At 37.1% G+C, this 4,885-nt stretch carries 5 protein-coding genes; all 5 read right to left on the bottom strand.

Annotated features, from left to right (window positions below; genetic code table 11):
- The coding region (gene mobV / locus NST05_RS10970; protein ID WP_340743061.1) for a MobV family relaxase at positions 1-1,198 on the bottom strand (1,198 nt) is incomplete at its 3' end.
- Positions 1,199-1,557: 359 nt separating this feature from the next.
- Positions 1,558-2,196, bottom strand: a complete 639-nt coding sequence (locus NST05_RS10965; RefSeq protein WP_024051441.1) for a mobilization protein — start codon at positions 2,194-2,196, stop codon at positions 1,558-1,560.
- Positions 2,189-2,596 (bottom strand): hypothetical protein, encoded by a 408-nt coding sequence (locus NST05_RS10960; protein ID WP_024051442.1) that lies wholly within the window; start codon positions 2,594-2,596, stop codon positions 2,189-2,191. Before NST05_RS10960 ends, NST05_RS10965 begins: the two co-directional genes overlap by 8 nt.
- Positions 2,597-2,598: 2 nt before the next feature.
- A complete protein-coding gene (locus NST05_RS10955) occupies positions 2,599-3,564 on the bottom strand; it encodes a protein rep (protein WP_340743060.1) in 966 nt (321 codons plus the stop codon).
- A gap of 1,022 nt (positions 3,565-4,586) precedes the next feature.
- Positions 4,587-4,885 (bottom strand): hypothetical protein (locus NST05_RS10950; protein ID WP_340743059.1); only part of this gene is annotated, 299 nt, incomplete at its 5' end.

Below are 4,885 nucleotides of genomic sequence, written 5' to 3'. Positions count from 1 at the left end.
TCATCTCTCTAGTTTCATTCCTAGCTTTATAATAGCTCCCCTTGAAGTCACTCCACTGTTCAGGAGATAACTCTACCTTACTTCCCAAAATTCCCTTTTTAGGACGAATAGAATCTAATTCACTATCAGAAATACTCCCTAATTGCTCTATTTCGTTACGTAACCCCTCTATTTTCGCCTCTAAGCTATTTTTTTGTGGTTCTAATATATTTACGTGTTCTTCTAACTCAGATAGTTCTGAGAGTCTCTGAGAAGTCTCTAAATCGATTTTAGACAATTCCTTAGTCTTTTCCTCAATTCTCTGGTCCAAATTGCTTATACGGGCTTCTGAGAGCTTCTGAGACGATTCTAGTTTATTTAAAGCTTGCTGATAATGTTGTTTAACCCAATCCATTTTCTCTTGAACAGTAACTTTCCTCAAAGGAATGTCATCAGAATCCAAAAAATCTTTGAAATCATCTTCTGTCACATTGTATTCCCCAAAAGTCTCTTTGAAGTCCTTATAATTCTCTTGATACTCTCCCTCAGTCACAAACTCACCAGTTGTCTCGTTGATATATACTGGAGCACCATATTCAGAAACTAATTTCTCGTCCAATTCTTTAACAGCCATATCTTGCTTGAATTCGGCAACTGTTTTGTGTTTTTTCTCGCTATTAAGCTCACCACGTTCAACCTCGAAACCATGCTCATTCATGTATTTCGGTAATTTATCTTGAATAGTTTTCAACTCTTCACGGTCAAACATTGTCTTAGACGACAGTTTTCCGTCCTTCATCGGAACCACTCCCATATGCATATGCGGAGTACTTTCATCAAGATGCACACTAGCATAAGCAATATTTTGCTTACCATACTGTTCTTCAAAATACTTTTTAGCCGTCTCAAAGAATTCTTGTACTTGCTCTTGATTCAAATCTTCAAAAAACTTCTTGTCAGACGTAATAACCCACTCATCACACAAAACTGCATCTTTTCGAATAGCACGCTTTGATATTTTGGTTTCATTCACATAGTTTTTAATTTGCTTTTCATACGACACCGAACGGTCACGATCCGTCAACTCATAGTTGAGATGTGACCTATTCGGGTCTATATCTTTGTTAGAGTGATTCTTGAAAATACGTTCATTATGTCGATAGGCTCCACCAAGATTACCGACTTTCATTTTTTCCATCCTCGCCACTATGTAGCTCATTCTTCAATCCTCCTTATCAGCGTCAGTCGAATAACGACTGACAGACGAGCCGACAAGTCTATTGCTCGTCTAAATACGCAACACCTTATCTAGTAGTCTAGCACAATTTCGGAGCAACTTCCATGTAAAGTATAACGCACTATACTTTACTTCGTAAAAGTGCGGTCTTGCAGACGGCTTCCCTCGCCACAAAGGAAAGGTGGCGAGATAACAAAAAAGCCCTCGAACCACAAGGACATTTTTGTCATGTTGGGCAACTTCAATAAGTCGCCCAAAGTCATTTTAAAAAAATGACTAGTCGGACCGCTCCGCTATTGTCCGACAAAAAAGCTGACCACGAAAGGTCAGCTTGCTCATACTCAAAAAAAGTGAATCCAAATCAGAACTAGTATTATCACAAAAAATATCCCAGCTGTTATCCCGACAACCCAAAGCCATCGCTCCATATTTTCAGCATAAACATAGTTATTGTTGGCTCGACTATTTGCTTCAGATAAAGAACCCTGATAGTGTAATATTTCATTTTCTAACCGAACTTTTTCTTTTTCCCAGTCAGCAGGTTTAGCCTTGCTTTCTAACAACAATTGATTTTTCTTTTGTTCATTCAGCAATAACTGTTGCGATTGGTCAATCAGTTGATGAAGTCGTTCAACCTCTTTTCCCTTTATTTCCAACTGTTCACGGACATATCGGAAACTAGTTTCCATTTCGGTTTCCGATTTAGTTTCCGTTTTTTGGTTTCCGATATCCCTTTCTTCCCTTGTCTCTCTTGCGGTTAAAGGCATATCGGAAACTACTTTTTTAGTTTCCGTTTTAGTTTCCGATTTCTTGTTTCCGATATTGCTCTCAAGTATTGATATAAGTGCTTTCTCGTCTATATCGGAAACTACTTTTTTATTTCCCTTTTTTCGACCTAGATTATTTTGGGATAAAATTCGATTAAGATACTGTTTACTTAATCCTAGTTCTTGAGCTAATTCTGACACAGTTTTACTCATCAGAAACCCCCTCTGCGGTTAAAGCGAAGAAAGGAAAATCAAGAGGAAGCTCGTCAATCTCAATCCCAAGGACATCTGCCAGCTCTCGAATTTCGTTCATCAGCTTGTCGATTTCCTCATCTAGCAAATCATATCTCTTTTTAGCTAACACCTTTTTCACTTTATTTGCCTGGTCTGCCACAAAATCAAAGTGTGATTTAATAGCTCTTTGAGAGCTATCCCAATAATTTTGAGCTATCTCTCTTTTTTTCTCAAGAGCTTTTACATGGTCTGCGACCGCATGGTAACTATCCCACGCTACACTTTCCCATTGTTCCGCTTCTTTCACTTGAGCCAGTAGTCTGTCTCGTTTAGCTTTCAACTCTGCAATATCGTTAATCAGCTCATTTCTATCAGTCATCGCTACCTCACAAAATAGTTTTTTCTATCCCAATTCCAAAAGGCAACAATTTCTCGTCCTGTACTTTCAGTCATTTCTTCTGCCCCAGTCTGAACCAAGTTCCCTTCTTCAACATCATCAAGAGCTAACTCAGCCTTGATTTCCTTGAACAACTTCCCAAAACCAATCTGCCTTTTTCGATGCAAGCCATTTGTCAAATCTTCTGTTATCCTTTCTTTGACCATTTCAGAAAATAATGTCACATCTTCTGTATCGACATCAAAAGGCTTAACAGGATATTTAGCCGTTTCAATAATGGCTGATTTTAGGTTTTTCCGCTTATGTGCTTTAACTGTCCGAATATCTACGACAGGCGTATAATTCAATTTCATCGCCTTAGCCCATAGTTTTGTCCATTCTTCTTGACTAATATAATTTGTATTATTCCCAGTAAAATAGCTAGATTTCACAAATAACAATACATGCAAATGAGGGTGATAATTCTCATGTTCAGTTGAATAAGTTACCTCGGTTGCTCGCAGATACCCGAGAACATTCTTATCAACTTTTTTGTACATCATAAGACGACGAAAACCCTCTGTCATTTTACTTAAGGTCTTATTTAGTTCTTTTCCACTGACGTTTTTAATCGTCAGCGTCAAGAACAAAAATCGACCTTTTGGATAGCGTTTCATTGCTTCATTAACCACAAGCTCCGCTTGATAAGCATACTTCATTGACCGTCTCCAGTTACATATTGGACAAAGTTTATTTTTACAAAAATAAGATTGATAAAGTTTCTTAGTACCGTCCTGTTGTTCGATAAATTTCAAAACCTCTGCACATTGATAGACCCGTTCAAACGAACGATAACCCAATTTTTCCAAGCGACCCGCCAGCTCTATATTCTTTAGTTTGCGTTCTCGCCACTTTCTATCTTTGCCTTGTTTTGAATAGTCCTTAAAGACTTGCTTTTCATTACCTGTCATGTTATAATTTTCTTGCAAAAAAAATTTTTTTGAATATATAAAAAAGTCCCTGCAATTCTCCTAAGTTTATTATTTTGATTGAACACCTAAATTATAAACTTTATTTTATTAAATTGCAAGGGCTTTTTTGTTGCCCATAAATCCAGTTAAATCCAGTTAAATCAAGGGTTTTGGCATACTCAAACCTCGAAAATAAAAAATGACGTTATTTCTATATGTATCAAGATAAGAAAAAACCCTTGCGTCACAAGGGTTTTTAAGGGCTTTTCAGCCCTCTTTTTCACTTCGTTCAAAATTCACCCTACCAAGTCAACTATTTTTCGTATTTTTTTTAAAAACTCGCCAAAAAACTCGCCAAAATGTCGCCGAACACTCGCACCCCTCAAACCCTTGTGGCTCTAAGGTTCAAGGCACTTTTTTTCTCAATTTGGCACTCGGCACTTAAAAGGGGGGTCGTAGTAGCCCCCCAGATTTTAGATTTTTCTGGCGAAAAATCACCCCAAATTTTCTCTTCCTAGCACCAACTTTTTGACACATGCTTCTCCCACGTGATATAATCCAATTAACGCTAAAGTTTGAAGATACTTTTAGCACAACGCAAAAAAAAGACAGTAGTTGCAGCTACTGTCTTTTTTTGTTTTCAAAGAAAACTCAGGTTAATGTTTGTCGCGTTTGTTTTGAATGTACTGAATTAACCAATCAGCAACTACTTCTGTAGCAACGCCAACTACAAAAGGTATCAAAACAAGTTTGAAGATACTTTCCACAACGCTCACCTCCAATCTAAGTTCGCATTACTTAGCGGAAGAACTAGCGACTTTGCTATTATATCATGACTTTATAACCTTTCAAAATTCTGTCTATGCTGGTCGCTTACTTTATTCCAATTTCCTCTTGTCAGCAAGTAACCTAGACTGCTTTTTTCCTAATTTGTCGGTCGTCAGCTTTCCAGCCTGACAACTCGTCAAATTTAGTCTAAATTCGTCTAGCTTACTAACAAGAGTTTTCTCGGCATAAATCGCTCAATCTCTAAACAATGATTTTACCGTTCTTACCACTTTCACTATTGGCTTAATCATTTGCAGTTCTTCTAGCAAACTTTGAAACAGTTTTTGCGGCATATATTGTTTTGCTGCTTCAAGCAATTTTTTATTTTTTTGCTCTAAGACAGATATCGTTTTATCTTTGTCTTTCAAGGCATTTTCTAAGTTTTTAATTTGGCTATCTTTGACTTCGTTTTTCGCTTTATTCAAACCATTTTGAAATCCATTTCCGTTTGTTAGTAATTGAATTTTTTGAGCATATAATTTAGCAAGCTGTT

Source organism: Streptococcus sp. FSL E2-3494 (assembly GCF_038007085.1).
Taxonomy (GTDB): Bacteria; Bacillota; Bacilli; order Lactobacillales; family Streptococcaceae; genus Streptococcus; species Streptococcus thermophilus.
The sequence above is the reverse complement of the archived record's forward strand: the minus strand, read 5'-3'. Positions and strand labels throughout refer to the sequence as shown.

What these genes read in the sequence shown, in the direction of transcription:
- NST05_RS10955 (WP_340743060.1), bottom strand. Translation starts at nt 3,564, where the DNA reads ATGACAGGTAATGAAAAGCAAGTCTTTAAGGACTATTCAAAACAAGGC.
- NST05_RS10965 (WP_024051441.1), bottom strand. Translation starts at nt 2,196, where the DNA reads ATGAGTAAAACTGTGTCAGAATTAGCTCAAGAACTAGGATTAAGTAAA.
- NST05_RS10960 (WP_024051442.1), bottom strand. Translation starts at nt 2,596, where the DNA reads ATGACTGATAGAAATGAGCTGATTAACGATATTGCAGAGTTGAAAGCT.